Below are 25,376 nucleotides of genomic sequence, written 5' to 3'. Positions count from 1 at the left end.
GTTTATTGCACAATAGAAATGCCTAATATTGCAGCGTAAAAATGCTCAAAACAAATACAAAAAAGGCACTTGTCAGCATCAATAATTCCTCCTACCGTTAGGTTTGGGACAACTTAGCGAAGGAGAATGGAAAGGATGCTGAAAATGCCTCAACAACACTATATCAGGTTTTTACGCGAAGTAGAAGGATGCTCGGTAAACGAGATTGCAGGACGCGTAGGTGTTCACTGGCGGACTGCCAAAAAATATGCCGATAAAACCGATTGGAATGCCTCGATGACAAAACGAAAGGGCAGAAGTCCTGTCATGGGTCCATTTATGGAGATCGTCGATACCTGGTTAGAGGAGGACCGTTTGGTCCCCCGTAAGCAGCGACACACAGGTGTGCGCATTTTCCAACGTTTGCGCGATGAGCATCAGTTTACAGGTGGACAACGTACAGTATTGGCCTATGTGCAGAGACGAAAAAGTGAAATGGAACTGGACCGTGCCAAAACGTACGAACGGCTTGAACATCCACCGGGTGAGGCACAAGTGGACTTTACAACCATTGAGGTATGCCGAGATCATCGATTGGTCACATACAAACTGCTGGTAATGTCTTTTCCGTACAGCAATGCCGCTTTCGTCTATCCGACACCAGCGGAGAATCAGGAATGCTTTTTGGAGGCGATGAAGCTGTGCTTTGAACAAATGGGAGGTGTTCCTCAGCGAATCTGGTTTGACAATCTCTCCGCTGCCGTCGTTCATATCGAGAAGCAGGGCGAACGGCAATTAACGGATGGCTTCCAGCGATTCTGCGCTCACTACCGGTTTGAAGCTGTCTTTTGCAACCCATACAGTGGTCATGAGAAGGGGCACGTGGAGAACAAATGCGGGTACTCCAAGCGCAATTGGGCAGTGCCGATTCCCATCTATGAAAGCCATGAACAGTTAGTTGCCTACTTCGCCGAGCAAGCTAGCCGTGATCGTGGTCGTCAGCATTATGCCCTAAATCGTTGCATCGCAGATCTATGGGAGGATGATCGCCGTAAATTGCTTACCTTGCCGGAGCATGGATTTGAGGCTTTTCGCTTGGGTGCTGCAGTGGTGAATAAGTATGGAGAGATTCGGAAGGATGAATTGACGGTTCCGTTGCTGGGGATGGCAACGCCAGGCAGTGAGGTACTGATCCAAACGTTTTGGGATCGCCTTGTCATTCTAAACGGCCAACACCAGCTAATTCGGGAAGTACCCAGACCTTATACGGGACGAAATGTAGACATTCCGTGGTCACAAGTATGCGCTGGATGGCTGAAAAAACCACGTAGTGTAACGCACTCGCAGTTTCTCCGTATGCTACCGGAGATCTTGCAAGGGTATGTAACCGTGAAGGATCTAACAGAGCGAAAAGATCGTCTTCAGGCAATGTCGCACTGGTGTGATATTTACACCATCGAACAGATTCAAGAGGTAATTGCTCTACTAGGCCAAGACACACCGATTACGCGCATCACGGCCGTGCTAGGCGTAAAATATGGCAGTCGTGACCTCCCTGTCACGTGGGAGGAGACGTTGTCCCCTCCGGGAACTCGCGTAGAAGGTTCTCTCCAACGCTATGATCAACTTGTGGGGGTGAGCTGAGATGCCGACGGCATTGGGAGATTTGTGCCGACAACTCCGATTGGCGCATGTCGTGGACTACGTATCCGTTCAACAGAATGAGCAGATTCGTAGCATTGTGGAGCAAATCCTTGTTGCGGAACTGGACGGCCGCCGCCGTGCCAAGTTAGGTAAGCTTGTTCAGCAGGCGGGGTTCCCGCATATTAAGACTTTCGAGGGGTATGTGTATGACCATATCTCTTTCCCTAGTGGCAGTAGTCCGGAGCTGCTCCAGGAATTGGATTGGCTCGAACGCAAAGAAAATTTACTCTTAATGGGTGCCGTCGGCACAGGGAAAACCCATATGGCAACGGCACTGGGCGTGGAGGCTTGCCGCCGGGGCAAGGCGGTACAGTTCTACCGGGCTTCCGATTTGGTTTCTGTACTTCAGGAAAAATTTGTGGCGGGAACACTCAGCCGATTTCGCGAGAAATTGAAAAAGATAGATTTACTTATTCTCGATGAAGTCGGCTACGTGCCGTTCAGCCAAACCGGTTCTGAGTTATTGTTTAACGTGATTGCGGATTGCTATGAGCAACAGAGTGTGATCGTTACATCTAACCTGGAGTTTGGCCAATGGACATCGGTGTTTGGAGACACGAAGCTCACGTCGGCGCTCGTTGATCGTCTGGTACACCACGCTCATATCCTCTCATTCACAGGTGAGAGTTTCCGCTTCAAACAGGCAATGGATAGGATTCCTTTGTAGTTTCAAACGGCTGGCAAGTGCTTAGGCAATTTTGGCTGCAAAGCTGAGCATTTTCTACTTGCAAAACACAAAATGCGTTTTCCCCACGCCGGGAGGCCCGAGAAACAACACGTTTTCTTGCCTCCCAACGAACGTCAGCGCAGCCAGTTCACGAATCAGTCGTTCATCAATCCCCGGTTGAAACGAGAAGTCGAATTCGTTGAGCGTACGCCGATAAGGGAGGTGAGACAGCTTCATGCGGACCTCTACATTTCGGCGCTGGCGATCCTGAATCTCAGCGTCCAGTAGATCATTGAGGAAAGAGAGATACGTGCTTTGGCTCCGGCTGGCAGCTTCCAGCTTGGCATCAAGCGATTGGGCGGCTTGACCCAAACCAAGTTCCTCCAGACGCTGGCGGGCTTGTTCGAGCTCAATCATGCGCCCACCTCCACAAGACGTTCATACACGTCCAACGGACGCACTTCCACGTCTTGTACAGGAATCTGAACGCCTTGCGGCTTTGGATAAGCATATCCCTGAGCTGTACTCAAATTCGTGTATTGGTCCTCACACATCACTAGCCTTCGGGATTGGTACTGCTTCTCGTGCCGGGCGATGAGCTGCTTCTCGCAGTATATTTCGACGAATCTGTTTACCTCTCGTACCTTTACTTCACGTCCGCTATACCGCCATGGAACGCCATAACGAACGCCGTCGTAGCTCACAAATCCGTCACGGCTTACTTTCCTCGGTTCAAACCGGTACTTTGCCCATCGTTCCGGAGACGGAAGCATACCGAGCTTCTCTTGTGCCAAGCGATCGATCGGTCTTTCCCCAGTTGTACCGTGGATACGACGGTTTTGCTCATCGCACCAGTGTCTGGCTTGGCGATTTAGGTCACCAAGATCGGTGAATGATCGCCCTGGCATGAAGTTCTGCTCGATGAACTGAACGCTTCTCTCGACCTTTCCTTTCGTTTGGGGACGTCGTACGCGGCAAACTTTGGGGATCAAGCCGATAGCCGCAGCAAAATCTTCAAACAACGGATGCCATCTCGGCTTTCGATCATCGCCCATGCCAAGAATAACGGTCTTCATTTGGTCGGTTAGCATGGTCTTTGGAACACCGCCGAAGTATTCCAAACCGTTCATCAAGCAGCGTAAGAAACTGTGGATGTCACAGCGCTTTGTAAATTCGATGTACATCGCTCGGGAGTAACCCAACACCATCGTAAAAACGGGGATTTTACGCACTTCACCGTTTAAATCGATGTACTCGCAAATCTTCCAGTCCACTTGGGCTTGGTGTCCGGCTTTTGTCTCATAGCGTTGCACCGCAGGTGCCTGTTTTGGAGGTCGACGGGGCTTCACATAGTCCTTGATGATCGTAATGCCCCCCGTGTAACCTCGCTCTTTCAAGAGACGCAGCAGCACTTCACAATTGAAAATTCCCTTTTCGAGGTATAGATCCAGCAAGGCTTTGAACGGATCGAGTTTTGAGACTCTCTTCTTACGCGGACGAGGTTCCGGAATTCCTTCTGCGCGGAGGTATTTTCGTATGGTATTACGGGAATGACCCGTTTCCCTTGTGATTTCGCGGATACTCTTGCCGCTCACTTGAAGTTCGTGTAATCTGATCACAGTCCCACTCCTTAGCATATGTCTCCCCTCTGAAGCTACTTTGGTCGGTAATTTCAGAGAGAGGTATTCTACAGGGGTGGGTCATTTTCATTCCGGCGAACCGGGTCTGTCAAGATTTTTGTGTAAACTCAATCAACCGATATATGAACAGGTTTCATCCCCCTAATTGGAGAGTCCTGCAAAAGTCCACCTAATATCTGTAAACCGTAACCCTAGTGCCCTTAGGTACTGGGGTTTTAAGTATCGAGAATGTAGCTGTAGTGGGGAGAAGCATGTTTCCGATCTGCGCTCCGGTCTACGTCCTGCAAGGATGTGAAACTGTCCGCTCCACAGCGATCCCGGGGGAAGCGCAAAACGGCGCGCAGCTCCGGGGTTTACTCATAGATTGCGCTTCTGTTTCCCCGGGCTCGCTGTTCCGCTTGGCTGGACTCCGCCAGTCGCTCCGCCTGGAAACATGCTTCTCCTCCGAAACAGTAGGTTTTCAACAGGCTGAAACCCAATGCCCCTTCGACACTGGGTTTGTTGTACAATGAAAAGAAAACGAAAGAGTTGGAACCATTGCTACAGCCCTCTAAACAAATCACGGCATCCTTCCATGCCGAATTATATAAACTAATTCCCGCGGATCACCCTTTACGTAAAATCAATGAAATCGTAGATTTCACATTCATTCATGAGTTGGTTCGTTCCTCTTATTGTGAGCATTACGGAAGACCTGCTAACGAACCCGAACTCCTGTTTCGTCTATTGTTTTTACAAGTTCTCTACAATCTTTCGGATGAACGCATCATTCAGGAAACGCAGGTAAACCTCGCTTATAAGTGGTTTTTAGGTTTAAATCCAGAAGATCCCCTTCCTGACCCCTCTCAATTATCCCGCTTTCGTAATCATCGGTTAGGGGCCGGAGCCGTGGATGAGGTGCTTAAATCAGTTGTACGTCAGTGCATCGAAAAAGGACTTGTGAAGTCAAAGACGATCATCATGGATTCCACCCATACACTGGCAGCTTCACAAAAACAAAAGCCGCTTGAAGTACTGCGGGATGCGGCGAAGCGCTTATTCCGTGTTGTGGTGAAAAAGCATCCAAAACTCGAAAAGAAACTCCCACGGTTACCGGAGTTGAAGAAAGATCAAGAGGATGCTGAGAAGATCATGCTTCACTACTTGGCGGAACTTGGAGAGACTGTCGAGACTTTGTTACCCGATCATGAGGGTTCCATCTCGGAGAAGGTCAAGATCGCCAAGGCCATCGTGGAAGACGAACGTCTCCTCGCCAATAAAGGTATTATGTCGGCCATTGATCCAGATGCACGCTTTGGATGGAAGAGTAATACGAAATCCTTTTTTGGCTACAAAGAGCATATTGCCATGACCGAAGAAGAAATCATTACGGCTGTGGAGGTCACCGGAGGAAGTACGGATGACGGAAAACAATTCAAACAACTTTTGAACCAATCGCTTGACGTAGGAATAGAAGTACAAGAAGTGATTGCTGACACCGCATATTCGGGTAAAGATAACTTGGACGAGATGAAAGCCAAGAAGATTCAACCCGTCGTCCCACTAAACCCAATCGTACATAACGGAGGGCTAAGGCAAGAAGGTTTTGAGTACAACAAGGATGCAGACTTTGTTATTTGTCCGGCAGGACAACATAGTATCCGAAAGGCTGTCCAAGGAAGCAAGAGTGGCAAAAGTCGTTCTCTCGTTTTCTACTTCGATACGGAGAAATGTAAGACATGCCCACTTAGGGAAGGCTGTTTCAAACCAGGAGCGAAGAGCAAGACCTACTCCATCCGGATCGTGGCGGAAACCTACAAGGCGCAAATCGAGTTTGAAAACAGCGATACGTTCAAAGAACGTATTCGTCGCAGATCGATTATTGAGCACAAAAATGCTGAATTAAAAAGGTATCATGGGATGACCAAGGCCAAGTACCGTGGTCTCTTTCGTATGCGAATACAGGCAATACTTACGACTTTCGTCGTAAATGTAAAACGGATGATAAAATTGGCAGAAAAAATGCAGCCCGCCTCTTAAAGGAGAATGGGCTGCATTTTTCGTTAAAGTCCTTTTTTGTAAAAAATAGTGTGGGTTACCCGATCCGCAAACCTCAAAAGAGGTATTTTGCAGGCCTCTCCTAATTGGGACATCTTTTTCGGAGCCAATAGAGTCAAGGGCGTGAGGCGAAGCGAACCCTTGACGCGTTGGTGGAGAGAAAGATAATCCCTTCGGGGATGAAGCCTTTCATTTGCTAACGGATGTACGGCTGTACCCGATCTTCAAAGAAAACGGATAGCTGTAAGAGAATCTGGCCCCAGTTCTGGACTCGTCCCGTCCATTTTCGCAGAACATCCATGGTTACGAGATATAACATCTTCAAAAGGGCATCGTCTGTGGGAAACATGGCTTTTCCCTTTGTCACCTTTCGAAGCTGTCGATGATAACTCTCGATGACGTTAGTTGTATAGATCAGCTTTCGAATCTCGGGAGGATATTTAAAGAAAGTGGCGATCTCGTCCCAGTTATTCCGCCAGGAACGAACCATCAAGGGATATTTACTGCCCCAGGTTTGTTCAAACTGCTCAAGCTCTTCCAACGCGGCTTGCTCCGTTGGAGCTTTATAGATGGGTTTTAGCTCGGACGTGATCTTTTTGAGATCCTTATAGGAAACATATTTGATGGAATTTCGGATTTGATGGATGACACACTTCTGAATCTCCGTTTTCGGATAACATGCTGAAATGGCTTCTGTAAAGCCACGAAGGTTATCGACGCTTGTAATAAGAATATCCTGGACCCCACGATTTTTCAGTTCATTGAGTACATGCAGCCAGAATTTTGCCGATTCATTCTCCCCAATCCAGATCCCAAGCACATCTTTATGACCGTCAAGGTCAATACCAATTACCATATAGGCTGCTTTATTGACGATAGCTCCGTCCTGTTTTACCTTAAAGTGGATGGCGTCAAGGAAAACAACAGCATAAACCGCTTGCAAGGGGCGATTTTGCCACTCTTTGATCATCGGTACAATCTTATTGGTTACATTCGATATGAGCGTTGGTGAGACTTCGATGCCATAGAGCTGCTGCAGATGGTCTTGGATATCGCGTGTGGATACGCCTTTGGCATAGAGGGCAAGAATTTGATCTTCGATCCCTGTCACGTTGGACTGATGTTTCTTTACAATGTTTGGCTCAAAATCACCCTCTCGATCTCGAGGGACTTGGATGTCGACATCCCCGTACTCAGAACGGACGGTTTTCTTGCTATACCCATTGCGGCTGTTGGTTGTCCGCTTGTTTTTCATGTCATGCTTGGCGTATCCAAGAGAAGACTCGATTTCAGCTTCCAGCATTTCTTGGATTGTGTCTGCGAATAGATCCTTTAACGCTGACTGTACGTCGTCCACTGACTTCATGTTTTTCTCTTTGATCCACTGCTTGATCTGCTCTTTTGACATCATAAAAATCTCCCAACCTTTCTACTCCTAATTGTAGTTTAGAGGTTGAGAGTTTACACAAAATATTTTACAGACTCGGCGAACCTGGGTCAATTTTAACCCGGCGGTGACATTATCTCTCTGGAAATCTATTTAAACTATATGGCTATAGTACTGAGGAAACTGTTGTTTATGAAATAGTAAATAATCCTGAGTTAAAAATTCATAATGTATTTTCTGCACAATAGCATAGGTTATTTTATATCGTTCACACAAAACAAAGAATGCCCGGATATTATCCCGAGCATTCTTTGTTTTGTGGATTTTTATTCGATTGGAATCCAGCCATTTCGAGTTTTAACTCGAGTTACTACTCCCTTACCATAGATAAGTCGGAAATCGCCAAAATCCATAAATGGCACTTCGATTTCAACCTTTTCATACCTTGGATTATCCCGTATAAAACGGCGGATTTTGTTTAACAGAGATTTTTTATTAAGCCTTTTCTATCCGTCTATTTTTTAACCCATTGATGTAATCTATAAGATCTGGTTTTTTTTCAAGGTTGTATTTTCTAACCCCTCTAATGATCCTTATACACACTTCTTGTCTGTAATCCTCTCTCACATCGTAATTTATTCCGCTCAGAGATTTCCTGATTTTTGGTTCGAACATTTGAATTATCACCATCATCGCTTCATCGTCACGTTCCTTTGCTCGACTTACCAATTGAAGTAATTTCATCGTTGTTCCTCCTTCTTCAGTTCTTCTCTGATCTTTTGTAGTGCCCTCCGCTTTGTTTTTGAAACTGCCTGTTGAGAGATGTTTAAGTACCGTGCGATCTCTGCTTCTTTTAGCTCCTTATAAAAAATAAAATAGATGATGTTTTTTTCTTTTTTAGTAAGTGATTTGAAACATTCGATAGGTATTTTATTGTCGAGAATTGTGTCTTGGGCTGTGTTCGTAGTAGAGAAATGCTTGTCGTGTATCGTCTCATCATATGGCAATAGGGATTTTTCTTTTTTACTACTTCGTAAATCCAACTCGATTACAGAGTTATGAATTATGGTCGAAATGTATTTTACAAGTCTGATCTCCAAGTAAAAGTCAACAAAGCGTTTATTGAGTTCTTTCAGTGCATTCTCATTATGTTTTGATTCAATTACTTGATCATATAAACTTTTGTTCTCAGGTATTTCCAAAAATAATTTGATGACTTTATTGTTTCGGATTGCATTATCCCTTAATAAATTGATTTCCAAAATTCAAAGCCTCCTTTTTAGTGGGAAGTTGAGGCTTTCCATGATGAATCAATCTATTCCCATCATTAACAGGCACTTTCGTTCTTGATTATTGTACATATTTCGATATTTTCAACCAATTTATTCAGCTCGACTTAAATTTATGGTTTATATAATGAAAGGATGGATTCCTGCATCAGGTTTGACAAAGATGTTGAACCTCTTTGTGATGCAGTCTGACCGCTCTTTTGGAATGTGCTTGCGTGACTCCCATTCCTCATTCAGAGTTTCCGGCTTTAGCGTAAGGCCAAGGTTCGGGTTTGCCTTTTACCAGTTTTCCTGATCTTCAATGTCATCTCCTTCATTCAATTCGGCTATGAAATTAAAAGAAGCGCTTATCTTGGATGGATCTACGTCCAACAGGTCCAGAATTGCTACCTATACCTCACCCATTCCTCTACAACTCTCAATTTAGATGTGCATAAAAACAGGAATGTTTTACATTTAACGTAAAAAGACTCTCAATCGTTGATAAGCTTACAGTTACTTTTTACGCTCAGTATTTAACAAATAAAGTCACCTTTGAAAGCATCACCATCCCATTGAATCGTATAAGCGAGAAAGCCAGATATCGGATGGTAAGAAAACAAAAAAGCCACTCGGATTGATTCCGGGTGGATTTCCATATTTTGCTTACAGTACAAGATTATCATGGGTTTGGGAAAAAGGCTTCTCAGTTCTGTTTCAAAAGTAGGTCAAGATGGTTTCAACATAATCCAAAGTGACTCATAGTCTCGTGGGAAAACACGATTGTAAAATAAAAAAACCGCGCACAATGCGGTTTTCCAATGGCGTCCCCGAGAGGATTCGAACCTCCGACCTACAGTTTAGGAATTATACACCGTCCATTCCGGACTATGCCGATGAGTACCTGAGAGTCTATCAAAACCCTTGCTACAGTTAAATTTTGACTCGGTTTCAATCCGATAACTTCCCTTTCATTCCGTAAAGTTGGTTTGCAATTGGGTTTGCAATGTTTGCACAGAAAGGCCCCTCTTATGGAGAAGGGCTTATCTTCTTTCTGATAACCTCTCCAGTCTGGAATCTCTTAAACTCATAAAATACACCCGTTTAGCAGTAACAATTTTTGGTAAATAGTTCAAATCTCAGTTGATGTGGCAATCGAAAAAAATATATAATCACTCTTGCATGGTCATCATGTAGATTAACCCACGTTAAAAATCCATTTTTAAGGAGTTGATTATCATAAGAAAGATGGCGCTTACAGTGGGGGCAATAATCCTCGTTTTATTCGTTTATATTTTTAGCCTTCACCACGACAAAAGGCATCTAGAGTTAAAGTTGGAATCTACAGTAGGTCACAATTTGTTCCTATTACTGACTTCTTCCCAAGAAGTTGAGGATATGCTCAGATCAGAGAATGTGAACAGTCAAACATTTAAGAAAATTGATGAGAAACTAGTTGAGATATATGGATATTCCATGAGCATTGATAGCATTTTGGGGAATGACTCTCTTCACAACGTAGCATATAAGTTTAGACAGGTCTTCTCTTTGCTTAGCGAGGTGCAAAATAACCAACAAGGTATTTACCTATCTCAGAATTCCACCAGAATTGGGGATTTGCTCCAAGAATGGAAAGATACTATAGAAACAACATACTATGATAAAAGTGATCTTGAGGGAGGTAAAGCAAAGTTAGAAAATATTGATTTTAGCAAGGTGGAAACGTTTGAAAAGAAAATTGAGGATTACTACCAGAGTATAAGAAAAAAATAAAACACTCATCCCGGGTTGTAAAATCACTAGAAACTTCACTTTATATATACGAAAAGTAATTTCTGGCCAGATTACTTTATCTCATTTATAAAGGTGGAGTTCAAATGGATTTGAGTGGAAAAAAGATTCTTATCGACCCAGGACATGGCGGCGAATTTTCTGGTAAGACATATAAAGGTCGACAAGAAAAAGATTGTACTCTGAAGATTAGTAAAGCTCTCGAAAACCTGCTTGAAGAAGAAGGGGCAACCGTCTGCATGACTCGTACTCGTGATAAGGACTTTGGTGGTAAAAATTTAGATGACGATATCAACAAGCGGGTAAAATACATTAATGAAAGGTACTCCGGTAAGGGTATTGACGTATTGCTTAGTATTCATGTAAATACTGAGCGGTTGATTAGCCGAGTTGGTGTCCTTTATCCCGAGAAAGGAAAAGCTTCCAAGATTTTGGCTGAAAATCTTGCAAGAAAATACGCAACCTTTATGGGTAATACAGGGTATGGTGAGGCTGACCTTGCAATATTGAGGGATACTAAGGTTGCTGGAGCAAAAGCATTAATTGAAACCGGAAAGATCAACCAATCCTGGTACGATGATGATGAGGAAGTTGAGCGAGCGGCATTCGCAATTGTCGCTGGTCTTTACGACTACTTCCGAGAAATTGATTAATAAATATATGGGTGAAGTGACCAATACAGTCACTTCACCTTTTTTTTCGCTCTCTTTACGAATTAATTTACATGTGAACGGCACTGTTAAAATCCTCAATAACGGCACTTGAAAATTCCCCACTTTCGGCAGAAAATCTCTCCCTGGAGGAGAGAAAATATGCTTAAGAATGGGGAGTTTTACTTGATCAAAGACATGAGACAAAGAGGAATGAATATCACACAAATTGCTGATTCATTAGGGAGGGATCGAAAAACAATTCGTAAGTGGCTGAAAAAGGATGAGCCTTCGAAATACCAACGATCTGTTAAAAAAACAAGCATTCTCGATCCATTTAAACCCTATATCAAAGCGAGAATGGAAGAAGGCTGCTTCAATGCTGTCGTTTTGTTTGATGAGATCAAAGCCCAAGGTTATCCAGGGCAAATTCGGCTCCTTCGCTCATTCATGGAACCATTGCGCCCGGTTGTTAAGACCAAGGCAACGCTCCGTTATGAAACGGCACCCGGAAAGCAAGCGCAAGTAGACTGGGGACATTTTAAGGTAGAGTGGAATGGTGGATATAAACGGCTGTACGCCTTTGTCATGGTTTTGGGATACTCGAGAATGTTGTATGTGGAATTTACAGAGAATGAACGGCTTGATACCCTCATCGGCTGCCACTTGCGTGCCATGCAATACTTTGGCGGCAGACCGGAAACATGCTTGTATGACAATATGAAAACCGTCATTGTCGGTTACGACGATCAAGGGCATGTATTGTGGAATGAACGATTTTCCCAGTTTGCAAGCCATCACGGTCTTACGCTGCGACGCTGCGCTCCCTACCGTGCACGAACAAAAGGGAAAGTGGAAAATGGAGTAGGATATGTTCGCAAGAACTTTTGGCCTCGGGTGCAGACGTTTACCAGCCTTCGTGACTTGAATCAGCAAGTACGTCATTGGTTGGATACGGTGGCTAATGTACGGGTACACGGCACCACGCATGAAAAACCAGTAGATCGATGGAAACACGAACAGTTGAAGCCACTTAACCCGATCCCATTCGAAGAGGTAGAACGCCATACTCGAAGAGTATCGAATGATTCACTCGTTTCTTACGGAGGAAGCCGGTATTCAGTCCCCTATGTTTATGTAGGTCATACGGTAGAAGTACAAGATCTCCAGAATGGCCATATCCGGATCTATCAGGGCAACATGATCATCGCTGAACATCCTAAAGCTACTCGTACCAAGCAAGTCATAACCAATAAAAAACACTTCGAGGGGATTCAAAACCAAATTGGCGCGAAGGCTCCCCAACCTATGCCGCGTTTGGTTCCCAATCCAAGCCCCGAAGTGGTGGAACGTGATTTGTCTGTCTATGAGCAGTTTGCTGACGAGGAGGTAATCGTACAATGATACTCCAGGCCCGTTTAGAAGAAGCCTTTGTACAGATGGGATGGGTACGAATCCCGGAAATTATTCACCACCACGCAGAAGAAGCTGCTGCTCAGAATATATCGTATTTGGAGTTCTTGGACAAGCTTTTGCAAGAAGAAATCATGGCCAAGAGGGATCGGTTTATCCGCATGAAAACGCGATTGGCTCATTTACCCTACCATAAAACGTTGGAGCAATTCGATTTCAGTTTCCAGCCCTCCATTGATGAAAGACGGATTCGTGATTTGGCAACCCTCCGGTTTGTACAACAACAAGAGAATCTCATTTTACTTGGTCCGCCAGGGGTCGGCAAGACTCACTTGTCTGTTGCTTTGGCTCTCGAAGCTATCAAACAAGGGTTGACGGTTTACTTTACAACTGCTCATGATTTGGTTCAGACGCTCCAGATTGCTCATCAAAACAATAGCATCAAACAAAAAATGCGAGCATTTATAAAACCGAATGTACTCATCATTGATGAAATTGGATATCGCAAAATGGATGAAACCGCAGCTCACTTTTTCTTTCAAATTGTATCAGAACGTTATGAATCCGGCTCAATTATCCTTACTTCGAACAAATCCTATGGTTCGTGGGGAGAGATATTTGGGGATACAGTACTTGCTACAGCCATCCTTGATCGATTATTGCATCACTCCCACACGATCAACATTAAAGGGGAAAGTTATCGCATAAAGGAGAAGAAAAAAGCAGGTTTCTTTCGACCCGAGTCAACCGAAGATAAAACAGAATAAACGGAATTTTGGTCGCCACCCGCCCCCCTCAGAGGGGGCATCATTCAGACAAACCTATTGCCTATAATGGGGAAAATTCGAGTGCAGATAATGGGGAATTTTCATTTGCAGTTGACATACATAACCGCTCTACATCTAAGTCACTTTACATCTTTTAAATTTCCAATAGCGTTCGAGGGTGGTATCATTTCTCCGACGATTATAAAACCGATCCATATATTTGGCTTTCGCAACTAGTCTTTACATCGGGTGGACAGTTCCTTTCTAAGTATCCAATCAATCACACCAAAGTTTTCGGTTATACCAATATTTAAGTTGAAAGAATCGGTCCAAGGTATCTAATGTTGACAGTAAAGCTAAACAACCAACTGGAGATATCATAATGAAGAATAATCATAGACTATTACATCCGTAGGAGGGCTTAAATTACCGGTTATGTTTGTCTTCCGTAGACAGGGATACTTGTATTTTATCAGTTGTTCCGGTATCTTCTACAAATTACATCCTTTCGGGTTCAGCCGTTCAGTTGTAATGTACCAACATGCACTTTAGTTTAATAAAAGTTTGTAAAATGTTTGCAAACAGGCACTTACAGAAGAATGGCGCGGTTAGCCATCCGACTAAGACCCGCGCCATTTCTACTTTTCCAATGGCGTCCCCGAGAGGATTCGAACCTCCGACCTACAGTTTAGGAAACTGACGCTCTATCCTGCTGAGCTACGGGGACATATTCGTTTACACTCCTTCTATTATAGGGCGATTTCGCGCATTTTGCAAACGAAGGACCAGAGAGCTTATCCCTGGTCCTTTCCCTTTTTATTTACTTTAATTAAACACCTTAATGGTGAGTAAACTGCTCTTCCTCAGTAGAACCAGTCAATGCCGTCGTCGACGATGTGCCTCCTGCAATTACCTGCGCGACCTCATCAAAATACCCGGTGCCTACCTCCCGCTGGTGGCGCGTAGCCGTGTAGCCGTACGCCTCGCTCGCAAACTCCGCTTGCTGCAGCTCAGAGTAAGCAGCCATGCCGCGGTCGCGATAGCCCCGTGCCAGTTCAAACATGCTGTAGTTGAGGGCGTGGAAGCCGGCCAGCGTGACAAACTGGAACTTGTAGCCCATATCGCCCAGCTCGTTTTGGAAACGGGCGATGTCTGCTTCATCCAGCTTCTTCTTCCAGTTGAAGGACGGCGAGCAGTTGTAAGCCAGCAATTTGCCAGGGTATTTGGCGTGAATCGCTTCGGCAAAACGGCGTGCTTCCTCGAGGTTCGGCTCAGACGTTTCGCACCAGATCAAATCGGCGTATGGAGCATAGCTGAGTCCGCGGGCGATCGCGGCATCGAGTCCGCCTCTCATTCGGAAGAAGCCCTCTGGTGTCCGCTCCCCGGTCAAAAACGGCTTGTCGCTGTCGTCGATGTCACTTGTGATCAAAAACGCTCCGTTTGCATCGGTCCGGGCTACGATCACGGTCGGCACACCCATGACATCCGCCGCGAAACGGGCCGCTACCAGGTTGCGAATGGCCGCCTGTGTCGGAATCAGTACCTTGCCGCCCATATGGCCGCATTTTTTCTCTGATGCGAGCTGATCCTCAAAGTGTACACCCGATGCTCCCGCTTCGATCATGCCTTTCATCAGCTCAAAGACGTTGAGCGGTCCGCCAAAGCCGGCTTCCGCATCTGCCACGATGGGTGCAAACCAATAGGTGTCGCCCGTCCCTTCGGACTGTTGGATCTGATCTGCCCGCTGCAGTGCCTGATTGATCCGTTTGACCACCTGTGGGACACTGTTTGCCGGGTACAGGCTCTGGTCCGGGTACATCTGTCCGGCCAGATTGGCGTCGGCGGCTACTTGCCAGCCGCTTAGATAGATGGCTTTCAATCCCGCTTTTACTTGCTGGATCGCCTGATTCCCGGTCAAAGCGCCAAGCGCCTTGATGTGATGCTCCGTGTTGAGCAACTGCCACAGCCGCTCTGCCCCGATCCGGGCAAGCGTATGCTCGATTTGGACCGAGCCCCGCAGTCTGACTACATCTTCCGCCGTATACGGACGCTGCACCCCTTTAAACCGGTCTGTCTTCCAGCTTTCCTCTAATTGTCGAATAGCCTCTTGTTTGTTCATTTCTCCCACTCCCTTTTTTTAATCAAGATAGGCATAGCCTGGAACGGTCAAAAACTCGGAAAACTCGTCGGCCGTCACCAGCTGGAGGAACAATTCCCCTGCCAGCTTGTATTTGCCGGTTTCGTACCGTTCCTGGCCGATTTGCTGTTTCAAGGTTTGCAGCTCTTCGCTCAGCCACTGGGTGACCAAAGCAGTCGTAATCTTACGGCCATCCGGCAAAACACCCCGGCGGTGCTTGATCCATTGCCACACCTGAGCGCGGGAAATTTCCGCTGTTGCGGCGTCTTCCATCAGGTTGTTGATCGGCACGGCGCCATAGCCGCGAAGCCATGCCTCGATGTACTGAATCCCTACCCTGATGTTGGTGCGGACTCCTTCTTCGGTGATCTGGCCTTCCGGTACGGCCAGCAGGTCAGCGGCAGTTACATGGACGTCCTCGCGCTTATACCAGATCTGGTTTGCTTCCGGCATCAGGCGATTAAAGACTTCCATCGCCACCGGAACCAGTCCGGGGTGGGCCACCCAGCTTCCATCGTGTCCGTCGTACGCCTCCCGCTCTTTGTCTGCTTTCACTTTTGCCAGCGCTTCCTCGTTTTTTGCCGGGTCGTTTTTTACCGGAATTTGTGCGGCCATCCCGCCGATGCATGGTGCTCCCCGCCTGTGGCAGGTCTTGACCGCCAGTGTCGTGTACGCCCGCATAAAGGGCACCGTCATAGTCACCGTTGACCGGTCAGGCACAATCACATCGGGCCGGTTCCGCAGCTTTTTGATGTAGCTGAAGATGTAATCCCAGCGGCCGCAGTTTAGCCCTGCACTGTGTTCTCTCAGCTCGTACAGGATTTCTTCCATTTCAAAGGCGGCCAAAATCGTCTCGATCAAAACCGTTGCCTTGATAGTGCCTCGCGGTATGCCCAACTCATCCTGGGCAAAGCAAAAGACGTCGTTCCAGAGCCTCGCTTCCAGATGATTTTCCAGCTTGGGCAGATAAAAATAGGGGCCGCTTCCCGAATCGAGCAATATCCGGGCATTATGGAAGAAATAAAGGCCAAAATCGAACAAGCTGCCGGACATCGGGTTTCCGTGAAGCCTTATGTGCTTTTCATCCAAATGCCAACCGCGCGGCCTTACAATCAGTACGGCTGTTTTCTCCTTGAGGGCGTACTGTTTTCCCTCAGGGCTGGTATAGGAAATCGTTCTCCTTACGGCATCCCGCATGTTGATCTGGCCTTCGATCGTATTGGCCCATGTGGGAGAATTGGCGTCTTCAAAATCAGCCATGAATACCCGAGCTCCGGAATTGCACGCATTGATGACCATTTTTCGGTCTCCGGCAGGACCGGTAATCTCCACTCTCCGGTCCTGGAGATCGGTCGGCAAATCGTTCACTTTCCAATCGCCGTTGCGAATATGGGCTGTTTCAGGCAAAAAATCGGGAAGCTGCCCTGAGTCGATGAACTCCTGCTTCTTTCTGCGCAGCTCCAAGAGCTCACTCCTCCTGCCGCCAAAGGCGCTCTCCAGCTTGATCAGAAACGAGATCGCTTCCGGCGTAAGTATATCGGCGTACTGCGGCGGCATTTCGCCTGTAATCAAAACATCTGCCGGGTACTGATTGGTTTGAATCGCAGTCAATATGATCTCCTCCTCTCCTTGTGCAGGAAACGTTATAATACAGGTAAATTAATCTTTGTGTATTATAGTACAGTAGGTTCAAAAAAAATGGCTTTAATCCAATAGCCCGCTTCCACTGCAATGACTGCAGGAGATACATCCGTCACCATGGCAGTGATGGCATGCTGACCCGTGATCATCGCGCCCGGCGCCGCCGCACTGGGGACAATTCTGCTCACCGTTTCCTTCACAACGATAACAATTCATCGTTAACTCCTCCCATCAACTGTATTAATACAATATTCGTAATGTTTGAAGTTATTATATAACAGTCATTTCTGTTGTGCAACACATTTTCTAAAAATTCCGCCACTCATTTAACTCTTTGTTTTTGCAGACAAAAAAGCAGCTTTCTGTATTAGAACAGAAAACTGCTTTTCTAGATAGCCAGAAATCATTTTGATCTGCATTATTTGGGAGCGATTTTCTCCAGACCACCCATATATGGACGAAGCACTTCCGGAATCAGGATGGTGCCGTCCTCCTGCTGATAGTTCTCCATCAGCGCGGCAACTGTCCGGCCAATCGCCAGTCCCGATCCATTCAATGTGTGCACGAACTCCGGCTTCGATTTGCTGTCGCGGCGGAAACGAATGTTGGCCCGACGCGCCTGGAAATCCTCAAAGTTGGAACAGGACGAGATCTCCCGGTACGTATTGTAGCTCGGAATCCACACTTCCAGGTCGTACTTTTTCGCCGCTGTAAACCCGAGGTCGCCGGTGCACATGCTCATGACACGGTAAGGCAGACCGAGCAGCTGCAGGATCTTCTCCGCATTTTTCACCAGCTTTTCCAGTTCCTCATAGGAATCTTCCGGCTTGACGAACTTCACCATCTCGACCTTGTTGAATTGATGCTGGCGAATCAGTCCGCGCGTATCGCGGCCTGCCGATCCCGCTTCCGAACGGAAACAAGCGCTGTATGCCGCATAGTAGCGAGGCAGCTCTGCACCATCCATGATCTCGTCGCGGTGCATGTTGGTTACCGGCACCTCTGCTGTCGGGATCAGGAAGTAATCTGGTCCTTCCAGCTTGAATGCGTCTTCCTCGAATTTTGGCAATTGACCTGTTCCCGTCATGCTTGTCCGGTTCACGATATACGGCGGCAGAAGCTCTTCATAGCCGTGCTCCGTCGTATGCAGATCGAGCATAAAGTTCATCAGCGCGCGCTCCAGACGGGCACCCAGTCCTTTGTAGAAAACAAATCGGCTGCCGGTCACCTTTGCCGCTGTTTCGAAGTCGATGATGCCCAGTTCTTGACCAAGCTCCCAGTGCGGTTTGGGCTCAAAAGAAAACTTTCTTGGCTCGCCCCACGTCCAGGCAACGACGTTGTCATCCTCCGACGTGCCTACCGGAACGCTCTCATGAGGAAGGTTGGGCAAGCTCAGCAGAATTTGCTCAAGCTGTTCATCGAGCTGGCGCAGTTCTTCGTCCAGCACCTTGATTCGGTCGCTTACTTCCTTCATCTCTGCGATCAGATGGTCAGCGTTCTCTTTGTTGCGCTTCAATACCGCTACCTGTTCGGATACAGTATTTCGTTTGTTCTTCAAGCCTTCCGCTTCCTGGATCAACTGGCGGCGCTTTTCATCCACCTCGGCAAACTGATCCAGTGCAGAAATATCCTCATTGCGATCCGCCAAACGGCGTCTTACTCCGTCTAAATCGTTGCGCAACACTTTTACGTCTAACATAGATACCCCTCCAACATCGTTGATTCTTCTTGCACGCAATGAAAAAACACCCGTCCCCTATGGTAAGGGACGAGTGTTGGTAACCCGCGTTGCCACCCTTGTTGATATATGCCTGCTTCCGTTTCCCGGCATATACCCGCTTGAATCCGCCGTAACGGGGCGGTGCCGGGCAAAGTTGATCCTTTGCCACTCAGAGATGGATTCCCTTGCAGACTGGGTCGGTTTTCACCTGCCACCGACTCTCTGGGCCAAGCGCTTGCAAAGTACTAGTCTCTTCATCGCGTTCCTTGTTTGTTATCTTCTATTGTTAACTGTACTACAGGTTCTATACCTGTGTAAAGATCGTGAAAAAAACCGGCACCATTATCGGTACCGGTTTTGGACATGCATCTTTTACGGACAATCAGCCGCGGTATTCCTTCACCATGTCGACGAAGTATTGATGCAACCGTGCATCCTCCGTCAACTCCGGATGGAATGCTGCCGCCAAATAATGTCCTTGCCGAGCAGCCACGATCTTTTCTTCATACTTGGCAAGTACCTGACCGGCTTCGCCTACTTCCATGATATACGGCGCGCGGATGAAAACGGCTGGATAATCCGCCGCTACTCCTGCGACAGGAAGCTCGACTTCAAAGCTTTCCTTTTGGCGGCCAAAGGCATTGCGCTCCACCTTGATATCCATCAATCCGAGATGGCAGTCGTCTTGGCCGTTTATGCGTTTGGCGAGCAAAATCGCTCCCGCACATGTACCGAATATCGGTTTTCTGGCTTGGCCAAACTCGCGCAGCGCTTCGATAAAACCGTATTTATGCATCAGCTTGCTGATGGTCGTGCTCTCTCCGCCGGGAATGACCAATCCGTCCAGATCTTCAAGCTCGTCCACTTTTTTAACTGCGACTGCTGTCGCACCTGCTGCCTCCAGCATGCGGATATGCTCAGCGACAGCTCCCTGCAAGGAAAGAACGCCAATTTTCATGATCGGTCACCTTACCATCCGCGCTCTTGCATGCGGTCTGCTTCACGCAGCTTGGAGATTTCCAGACCCGGCATAGCTGTACCCAGTCCTTTGGAGACGCGGGCAATCAGTTCATAGTCAGTGTAGTGTGTGGTTGCTTCTACGATCGCGCGAGCAAATTTCTCCGGATTTTCCGATTTGAAAATACCGGAACCTACGAATACGCCATCAGCGCCGAGCTGCATCATCAGAGCCGCATCGGAAGGGGTCGCTACACCGCCTGCTGCGAAGTTGACCACTGGCAGCTTGCCGTTTTTGTGTACGTATTCCAGCAGATCGTAAGGAGCACCGAGGTTTTTCGCTTCTGCCATCAATTCATCGTAGGACATGCTTTGCACTTTGCGAATTTGCGACTGCATGGTGCGCATGTGACGAACAGCTTCCACGATGTTTCCTGTACCTGGCTCACCTTTGGTACGGATCATGGACGCGCCTTCACCGATGCGGCGAAGAGCTTCGCCGAGGTCGCGTGCGCCACAGACAAACGGGACAGTGAATTCTTTTTTATTGATATGGTACATGTCATCAGCAGGAGTCAGGACTTCGCTCTCGTCGAGATAGTCAACACCCATGGATTCGAGAACGCGAGCTTCGACGAAATGTCCGATCCGAGCTTTTGCCATAACCGGAATCGATACAGCATTCAATACTTCTTCCACGATACCCAGATCAGCCATCCGGGCTACCCCGCCTGCTGCACGAATATCAGACGGTACGCGCTCCAGTGCCATAACGGCAACAGCGCCGGCTGCTTCTGCAATTTTTGCCTGTTCCGCATTGACAACGTCCATGATGACGCCGCCTTTTTGCATTTCCGCCATACCTCTTTTAACGCGGGAAGTTCCTACTTGTACCATTTCTAAGCCCCCTACCCAATTGTCTTGTAATGCCTGCATCACATTGTAATGGCTGTCTTAATATTCACCATTGTAATCCAAGTTTGATTTTGGGTACAACCTTATTTGCCGGTTAAGCTGCTGAAAATATTGCTAAAGAACTGGATGATGCTGCGGAAGAACAGGCGGATCCAGCTGCCTTCCTCGACTTCTTGTCCAGCTACGAGGTCGACTCCAGCCTTGGCCATGTCCTCTGGCTGCAGGTAGTCGGTTTCTTTTGTTCCCTCTTCTACAAAGGCTACCTTTCCGATTACCTGATCTTTTTTCAATGGAGCAGTGAGCTCCTGGAACGTGACGGTTGGGGTGAATTTGCTCTCTGACCCGATTTTTGTCAGAGTCATTACCGCATTGCTTGTAACTGCCGGCACAGTCAGCTCCACGCCGTTTTTCACAGGAGCGGTTTCATACCCCTTGATTGGCACGCCTTTGTCGAGTTGTTTGGTTAGCTTGAAGTTGCTGAAGCCGTAATCAAGCAGTTTTTTCGTTTCGACAAAACGCTTGGTTATTTCTGCGTTTTTACCCCCAGCTCCCATTACAACACTGATGACACGCATATTGTCTCGTACTGCTGTACCTGTAAAGCAATAACCCGCAGCGGCAGTATACCCTGTCTTTAAACCGTCTACACCTTCATAATAGTTGGGAAGGCCGGGAAGCATCCAGTTGTAGTTTGCCTTTTTTATTTCATTTGGCATACCTGCCCGGAATGTTAAACGAGGAATTTTTGCTATTTCCAGTGCTTCTGGGAAGTCCCGGATCAACGCTCTAGCCAAAATAGCCGAATCCCGTGCAGACATCAGGTTTTCTTTTTGGTCGCTTTGAATGGAGTAGGGACCTAATTCATCAGCCGGCAATCCTGTTGAAGTTAGAAACTTTGTGTTCTTCATCCCCAGTTCTTGGGCTTTTTTATTCATCATAGCTACAAAGTTTTGTTCACTGCCTGCTATTTTTTCAGCCAGCAAGACAGTTGCATCATTTGCTGACAACACCGCCATTGCCTTATACAGTTCTTTTACGGTATGTGATTCGCCCAAATTTAAGTAAACACCCGACGAATCTGACATTTTAGCAATAAAAAACGCATATTCACTTACCGGAACTTTCTCGTCCCAGGTAATCTTTTTTTGTTTTACCGCTTCATTGACCAGATACTCCGTCATCATTTTACTCATGCTGGCAGGTGGCAGTGGTTGGTCAGGGTTGAGGCTATATAATACCTTACCTGTAGAAACCTCCACTAAAATCGCCGAACTGGCAACCAACTGCAAGTCAGCCTGCGGGGCAGCTCCTGCATTTGCTGTCATGGAACCCCACGCAGTGATAAAAACAGCGACAGAAAGGAACAGACCCGTCAATCGCTTCGTCCATGTTCTCGGTTTCATTTGAATCTCTCACCCTCCCACTTCTGTCGGTCTTGGCCACTAAAGGCACGGACACACATTTGTAAGTGTACCATAGAAAGCAACCCCACTTGAAGCTTGTTTCCACTAGTTTCCCGGTAGGAATGGCTAGAAAAAAACCCCTTTCGCAAACGGAAAGGGGTTTTTGATTCGATAGTCCTACGAAATAGAGTAGTTTGGCGCTTCTTTTGTAATTTGAACATCGTGCGGATGACTCTCGCGCAAACCAGCTCCGGTAATCCGGATGAACCGGGAATTGTCGATGAGCTCCTGAATGTTTTTCGTACCACAGTAGCCCATACCTGCGCGGAGGCCACCGATCAGTTGATAGACGACATCGGCCAATGGTCCTTTGTAAGGTACGCGGCCTTCGATACCCTCAGGAACGAGCTTTTGCGCGTTTTCCTGGAAGTAGCGATCCTTGCTGCCGGCTTTCATCGCACCGATGGAGCCCATGCCGCGGTATACCTTGAAGCGGCGGCCTTGGAAGATCTCGAATTCGCCCGGGCTTTCTTCTGTTCCGGCAAACAGGCTGCCGATCATGATCGCTGATGCGCCTGCACCGATTGCTTTTGGCAAATCACCGGAGTATTTAATCCCGCCATCGGCAATAATTGGAATATTGTATTCCCTGGCTACGCGGGCGCAGTCGTAAATGGCTGTAATTTGCGGTACCCCAATCCCCGCCACAACGCGCGTCGTACAGATTGATCCGGGTCCGATCCCTACTTTTACGACAGACGCACCGGCTTCGATCAAATCGCGAGTGGCTTCGCCAGTCGCTACGTTACCGGCTACGATGGTGAGATCCGGGTATGCTTGTCTCAGTTTTTTCACTGCGTTGCTGACGTTGATGTGGTGTCCGTGCGCTGTATCCACGACCAGAACGTCAACGCCCGCCTTCACCAATGCTTCTGCTCGTTCGAAAGTATCGGCGGATACACCTACAGCCGCGCCGCACAGCAGACGTCCCTGCTGGTCTTTGGCTGCATTTGGGTACTGAATCGCTTTTTCGATGTCCTTGATGGTGATCAGGCCCTTTAGCACATTATGCTCGTCCACCAACGGGAGCTTCTCGATCTTGTATTTTTGCAAAATGGCTTCAGCCTGCTGCAGGGTAGTCCCTACTGGAGCTGTCACCAGATTTTCCTTCGTCATTACATCTTTAATCGGAATCGAAAAGTCATGAACGAAACGAAGGTCGCGGTTGGTAAGAATTCCGACCAGATGATTTTGGCTGTCGACAATAGGAACCCCGGAGATGCGGTACTTGCCCATCAACGCGTCCGCGTCTGCGACGGTGTGCTCCGAACTGAGGGAAAACGGGTTGGTGATGACTCCGCTTTCAGAGCGTTTTACCCGGTCAACCTCACTGGCTTGCTGCTCGATTGTCATGTTTTTATGGATAATCCCGATTCCGCCTTGTCTGGCCATTGCAATCGCTAGTGCAGACTCCGTTACCGTGTCCATTCCCGCGCTGATCAGCGGAATGTTCAAGACGACCTTTTCGCTCAATCTTGTCGATGTATCTACATCACGAGGCAAAATTTCTGATTTTCCTGGAACAAGGAGAACGTCATCAAACGTTAAGCCCTCTTTTACGAATTTGTCTTCCCGCACAGGTATGAGCTCCTTTCGCCAAAATGTTTTATGCAAGTGTAACAAACGGCTTAATTTACTGTCAAGGTAACCTTTTAATGTTCGGTTATCTAAGCAATTATCCAGATAAATCAAAAAAAATAACAAGAAAGCGCTCTCATACACGAATGTTAGAAAGGTGATGGAAATGGATGCCTGGTCCTCTTTGCGCTTGCTGGAAACAGAACCGGCGGCACGCGCTTTTTTATACAAACACTATCACAGCAAAGGTATCGTGCAGGCTGAGCGACTCGCTTTTCAACAAAGCACGCGTTTTCTATACACATGGAAACAAGCACGCTTGTTTTATGAATCGGCCGCGAAGACACCCCTGTCCATTAAGCCCTTGCTGCTGTTCTACGGCTGTATTCATCTGTTGAAGGGATGGCTCATCGTCATCGATCCTGACTATCCGCAGAACAGCAAGGTTCTTCAACACGGTGTGACTACGAGGAAAGTCAAAAAGAACGGTTATCAATTCCTAAGGGACGAGGTTCGTCCACAAAAGGAAGGGTTGTTTTCCCATCTGGCTCATCTCCTCTCTGTATCGCCCCTTCAGGACCGTTACAGGATTCAGGAATTGATGTCATACCTGGCTGACATGCACGGACCTCTACAGGCAGCGATTGGACATATCTCTCCCTGGGTCCCTGTTGACTGGAAAAGTGAGACGGACGCGAGAACGAACGCGATATTTTGTCGTCTTCATTTTCCTGCTGCTTCAAAAGGACCACTCGCTTATTCACCAGAGACATTCCAGCAATACGTAAAGCGGTTTGACTACGATCAAGACATGCTCGCTTCTGTCCAGTGGTCAAGTGACGGAAGCAAAACCATGGTCGTTCCCTTCTCTTCCTTTTCCAGCCTAGACGAACATCCACTCTTTTGCTTACGGGAGCGATCATTGTTTTTTTGGAATGGGGATAACGACTCCCTTCCTCTTCCGGAGTGGGCCAACCATTATCTGCTTTTGTACGTACTTAGCATGCTGTCCAGATATGATACGGAATGGTGGGGCGAACTTACTTTGTCCCATTCTTACGCAGAGCAGTTTTTAATTGACTTCTTTCTGGAGCATCATGCAAATGTTTTTCCTACAGTTATTATGAGGCATATGCAAAAAAACAACACCCCGGCTGTCAAATAAGCAGATGTTGTTTATCGCCTATATAAGAAAAAATCCTCCCGGCTATCATGCCGGGAAGATTTCTTGCTTCGCGCCTTCAAAACTGGATATGCATGCTGTAAGGATTTGTGTGGATAAGTCCTCGACCGATTAGTATTCGTCAGCTCCACGCGTTGCCGCGCTTCCACACCGAACCTATCAACCTCATCGTCTATGAGGGGTCTTACCAGCTTAACGCTGTGGGAAGTCTCATCTTGGAGGGGGCTTCACGCTTAGATGCTTTCAGCGCTTATCCCTTCCGCACATAGCTACCCAGCTGTGCCACTGGCGTGACAACTGGTGCACCAGCGGTGCGTCCATCCCGGTCCTCTCGTACTAAGGACAGCTCTCCTCAAACTTCCTGCGCCCGCGACAGATAGGGACCGAACTGTCTCACGACGTTCTGAACCCAGCTCGCGTACCGCTTTAATGGGCGAACAGCCCAACCCTTGGGACCTACTTCAGCCCCAGGATGCGAT

21 protein-coding genes, 1 tRNA gene, 1 rRNA gene and 1 other annotated feature (1 of these 24 cut by a window edge) are annotated in these 25,376 nt (G+C 47.3%); of the genes, 8 read left to right on the top strand and 15 right to left on the bottom strand.

Annotation, left to right across the window (positions count from 1 at the left end; genetic code table 11):
* Positions 1 to 135: 135 nt before the first annotated feature.
* Together istA (NSQ24_RS00210) and istB (NSQ24_RS00205) are read left to right on the top strand one after the other, a co-directional pair.
* The gene (gene istA / locus NSQ24_RS00210) at positions 136 to 1,623 is read left to right on the top strand and encodes an IS21 family transposase (protein ID WP_227278712.1); all 1,488 of its coding nucleotides are present in this window, start codon (positions 136 to 138) and stop codon (positions 1,621 to 1,623) included.
* Position 1,624: 1 nt separating this feature from the next.
* The gene (gene istB / locus NSQ24_RS00205) at positions 1,625 to 2,350 is read left to right on the top strand and encodes an IS21-like element helper ATPase IstB (RefSeq protein WP_172921002.1); all 726 of its coding nucleotides are present in this window, start codon (positions 1,625 to 1,627) and stop codon (positions 2,348 to 2,350) included.
* Between the two features lie 54 nt (positions 2,351 to 2,404).
* On the opposite strand, the gene NSQ24_RS00200 is transcribed toward istB (NSQ24_RS00205), so the two are convergent.
* The gene (locus NSQ24_RS00200; RefSeq protein WP_339166957.1) at positions 2,405 to 2,767 is read right to left on the bottom strand and encodes an ATP-binding protein; all 363 of its coding nucleotides are present in this window, start codon (positions 2,765 to 2,767) and stop codon (positions 2,405 to 2,407) included.
* Positions 2,764 to 3,987: an IS21 family transposase gene (gene istA / locus NSQ24_RS00195; RefSeq protein ID WP_024982953.1), complete on the bottom strand. Its 1,224-nt coding sequence runs from the start codon at positions 3,985 to 3,987 to the stop codon at positions 2,764 to 2,766. Before istA (NSQ24_RS00195) ends, NSQ24_RS00200 begins: the two co-directional genes overlap by 4 nt.
* A 561-nt stretch (positions 3,988 to 4,548) precedes the next feature.
* On the opposite strand from istA (NSQ24_RS00195), the gene NSQ24_RS00190 reads away from it, so the two are divergent.
* Entirely contained in the window at positions 4,549 to 6,009 is a 1,461-nt protein-coding gene (locus tag NSQ24_RS00190) for an IS1182 family transposase (RefSeq protein ID WP_327927883.1), read from the top strand.
* A gap of 214 nt (positions 6,010 to 6,223) precedes the next feature.
* On the opposite strand, the gene NSQ24_RS00185 is transcribed toward NSQ24_RS00190, so the two are convergent.
* The 3 genes from NSQ24_RS00185 to NSQ24_RS00175 all read right to left on the bottom strand — a co-directional run bounded on the left by NSQ24_RS00185 (position 6,224) and on the right by NSQ24_RS00175 (position 8,676).
* Positions 6,224 to 7,438 carry an IS256 family transposase gene (locus NSQ24_RS00185; RefSeq protein ID WP_338462527.1) on the bottom strand — a complete coding sequence of 405 codons (1,215 nt, stop codon included), beginning with the start codon at positions 7,436 to 7,438 and terminating at the stop codon, positions 6,224 to 6,226.
* A gap of 471 nt (positions 7,439 to 7,909) precedes the next feature.
* Positions 7,910 to 8,158 (bottom strand): helix-turn-helix domain-containing protein, encoded by a 249-nt coding sequence (locus tag NSQ24_RS00180; protein ID WP_031933611.1) that lies wholly within the window; start codon positions 8,156 to 8,158, stop codon positions 7,910 to 7,912.
* Positions 8,155 to 8,676 (bottom strand): sigma-70 family RNA polymerase sigma factor, encoded by a 522-nt coding sequence (locus NSQ24_RS00175; RefSeq protein WP_031933610.1) that lies wholly within the window; start codon positions 8,674 to 8,676, stop codon positions 8,155 to 8,157. Before NSQ24_RS00175 ends, NSQ24_RS00180 begins: the two co-directional genes overlap by 4 nt.
* Positions 8,677 to 9,942: 1,266 nt before the next feature.
* On the opposite strand from NSQ24_RS00175, the gene NSQ24_RS00170 reads away from it, so the two are divergent.
* The 4 genes from NSQ24_RS00170 (at position 9,943) to istB (NSQ24_RS00155) (ending at position 13,303) form a co-directional block, all read left to right on the top strand.
* Positions 9,943 to 10,455, top strand: a complete 513-nt coding sequence (locus NSQ24_RS00170; protein WP_152562278.1) for a hypothetical protein — start codon at positions 9,943 to 9,945, stop codon at positions 10,453 to 10,455.
* Positions 10,456 to 10,559: 104 nt separating this feature from the next.
* Entirely contained in the window at positions 10,560 to 11,126 is a 567-nt protein-coding gene (locus tag NSQ24_RS00165; protein WP_339166953.1) for an N-acetylmuramoyl-L-alanine amidase, read from the top strand.
* Positions 11,127 to 11,285: 159 nt separating this feature from the next.
* Positions 11,286 to 12,527, top strand: coding sequence for an IS21 family transposase (gene istA / locus NSQ24_RS00160; protein WP_024985200.1), 1,242 nt, complete (start codon positions 11,286 to 11,288; stop codon positions 12,525 to 12,527).
* Positions 12,524 to 13,303 carry an IS21-like element helper ATPase IstB gene (gene istB / locus NSQ24_RS00155; RefSeq protein ID WP_024985201.1) on the top strand — a complete coding sequence of 260 codons (780 nt, stop codon included), beginning with the start codon at positions 12,524 to 12,526 and terminating at the stop codon, positions 13,301 to 13,303. Before istA (NSQ24_RS00160) ends, istB (NSQ24_RS00155) begins: the two co-directional genes overlap by 4 nt.
* A 650-nt stretch (positions 13,304 to 13,953) precedes the next feature.
* On the opposite strand, the gene NSQ24_RS00150 is transcribed toward istB (NSQ24_RS00155), so the two are convergent.
* The 9 genes from NSQ24_RS00150 to guaB all read right to left on the bottom strand — a co-directional run bounded on the left by NSQ24_RS00150 (position 13,954) and on the right by guaB (position 23,714).
* Positions 13,954 to 14,030, bottom strand: a tRNA-Arg gene (locus NSQ24_RS00150).
* Between the two features lie 111 nt (positions 14,031 to 14,141).
* Positions 14,142 to 15,422, bottom strand: coding sequence for an isocitrate lyase (gene aceA / locus NSQ24_RS00145; protein WP_003392671.1), 1,281 nt, complete (start codon positions 15,420 to 15,422; stop codon positions 14,142 to 14,144).
* 18 nt (positions 15,423 to 15,440) lie between these two features.
* The gene (aceB, locus tag NSQ24_RS00140; RefSeq protein ID WP_031933540.1) at positions 15,441 to 17,051 is read right to left on the bottom strand and encodes a malate synthase A; all 1,611 of its coding nucleotides are present in this window, start codon (positions 17,049 to 17,051) and stop codon (positions 15,441 to 15,443) included.
* A gap of 62 nt (positions 17,052 to 17,113) precedes the next feature.
* Positions 17,114 to 17,269: a hypothetical protein gene (locus NSQ24_RS00135; RefSeq protein ID WP_172920533.1), complete on the bottom strand. Its 156-nt coding sequence runs from the start codon at positions 17,267 to 17,269 to the stop codon at positions 17,114 to 17,116.
* Between the two features lie 230 nt (positions 17,270 to 17,499).
* The gene (gene serS / locus NSQ24_RS00130; RefSeq protein ID WP_003392668.1) at positions 17,500 to 18,780 is read right to left on the bottom strand and encodes a serine--tRNA ligase; all 1,281 of its coding nucleotides are present in this window, start codon (positions 18,778 to 18,780) and stop codon (positions 17,500 to 17,502) included.
* Between the two features lie 62 nt (positions 18,781 to 18,842).
* Positions 18,843 to 19,068, bottom strand: a binding site (T-box leader).
* Positions 19,069 to 19,183: 115 nt separating this feature from the next.
* Complete coding sequence (gene pdxT / locus NSQ24_RS00125; RefSeq protein WP_171505955.1) at positions 19,184 to 19,762, bottom strand: pyridoxal 5'-phosphate synthase glutaminase subunit PdxT; 579 nt, start codon at positions 19,760 to 19,762, stop codon at positions 19,184 to 19,186.
* Between the two features lie 8 nt (positions 19,763 to 19,770).
* On the bottom strand, positions 19,771 to 20,655 hold the full coding sequence (gene pdxS / locus NSQ24_RS00120) for a pyridoxal 5'-phosphate synthase lyase subunit PdxS (RefSeq protein WP_003392664.1): 885 nt from the start codon (positions 20,653 to 20,655) through the stop codon (positions 19,771 to 19,773).
* 101 nt (positions 20,656 to 20,756) lie between these two features.
* Positions 20,757 to 22,076 (bottom strand): D-alanyl-D-alanine carboxypeptidase family protein, encoded by a 1,320-nt coding sequence (locus NSQ24_RS00115; protein ID WP_024984188.1) that lies wholly within the window; start codon positions 22,074 to 22,076, stop codon positions 20,757 to 20,759.
* 177 nt (positions 22,077 to 22,253) lie between these two features.
* Positions 22,254 to 23,714 carry an IMP dehydrogenase gene (gene guaB, locus NSQ24_RS00110; protein ID WP_003392661.1) on the bottom strand — a complete coding sequence of 487 codons (1,461 nt, stop codon included), beginning with the start codon at positions 23,712 to 23,714 and terminating at the stop codon, positions 22,254 to 22,256.
* A 166-nt stretch (positions 23,715 to 23,880) separates the two neighbouring features.
* Between guaB and NSQ24_RS00105 the strand changes: the two genes are divergently transcribed.
* Positions 23,881 to 24,879 (top strand): YaaC family protein, encoded by a 999-nt coding sequence (locus NSQ24_RS00105; RefSeq protein WP_039071608.1) that lies wholly within the window; start codon positions 23,881 to 23,883, stop codon positions 24,877 to 24,879.
* Positions 24,880 to 24,988: 109 nt separating this feature from the next.
* Here the strand turns inward: NSQ24_RS00105 and NSQ24_RS00100 are convergent.
* A 23S ribosomal RNA gene (locus NSQ24_RS00100) occupies positions 24,989 to 25,376 on the bottom strand; it runs 2,576 nt beyond the window's last position.

Origin of the sequence: Brevibacillus sp. FSL L8-0520 (assembly GCF_037963895.1) — a bacterium.
Classification (GTDB): Bacteria; Bacillota; Bacilli; order Brevibacillales; family Brevibacillaceae; genus Brevibacillus; species Brevibacillus borstelensis.
The sequence above is the reverse complement of the archived record's forward strand: the minus strand, read 5'-3'. Positions and strand labels throughout refer to the sequence as shown.

Excerpts from the sequence above, each read along its gene's own strand:
- aceA (WP_003392671.1), bottom strand. The coding sequence starts at position 15,422 with ATGAACAAACAAGAGGCTATTCGACAATTAGAGGAAAGCTGGAAGACA.
- istB (WP_172921002.1), top strand. The coding sequence starts at position 1,625 with ATGCCGACGGCATTGGGAGATTTGTGCCGACAACTCCGATTGGCGCAT.
- istA (WP_024985200.1), top strand. The coding sequence starts at position 11,286 with ATGCTTAAGAATGGGGAGTTTTACTTGATCAAAGACATGAGACAAAGA.
- NSQ24_RS00115 (WP_024984188.1), bottom strand. The coding sequence starts at position 22,076 with ATGAAACCGAGAACATGGACGAAGCGATTGACGGGTCTGTTCCTTTCT.
- NSQ24_RS00180 (WP_031933611.1), bottom strand. The coding sequence starts at position 8,158 with ATGAAATTACTTCAATTGGTAAGTCGAGCAAAGGAACGTGACGATGAA.
- istA (WP_024982953.1), bottom strand. The coding sequence starts at position 3,987 with ATGCTAAGGAGTGGGACTGTGATCAGATTACACGAACTTCAAGTGAGC.
- NSQ24_RS00165 (WP_339166953.1), top strand. The coding sequence starts at position 10,560 with ATGGATTTGAGTGGAAAAAAGATTCTTATCGACCCAGGACATGGCGGC.
- istB (WP_024985201.1), top strand. The coding sequence starts at position 12,524 with ATGATACTCCAGGCCCGTTTAGAAGAAGCCTTTGTACAGATGGGATGG.
- serS (WP_003392668.1), bottom strand. The coding sequence starts at position 18,780 with ATGTTAGACGTAAAAGTGTTGCGCAACGATTTAGACGGAGTAAGACGC.
- NSQ24_RS00105 (WP_039071608.1), top strand. The coding sequence starts at position 23,881 with ATGGATGCCTGGTCCTCTTTGCGCTTGCTGGAAACAGAACCGGCGGCA.
- istA (WP_227278712.1), top strand. The coding sequence starts at position 136 with ATGCTGAAAATGCCTCAACAACACTATATCAGGTTTTTACGCGAAGTA.
- NSQ24_RS00185 (WP_338462527.1), bottom strand. The coding sequence starts at position 7,438 with ATGATGTCAAAAGAGCAGATCAAGCAGTGGATCAAAGAGAAAAACATG.
- NSQ24_RS00200 (WP_339166957.1), bottom strand. The coding sequence starts at position 2,767 with ATGATTGAGCTCGAACAAGCCCGCCAGCGTCTGGAGGAACTTGGTTTG.
- pdxS (WP_003392664.1), bottom strand. The coding sequence starts at position 20,655 with ATGGTACAAGTAGGAACTTCCCGCGTTAAAAGAGGTATGGCGGAAATG.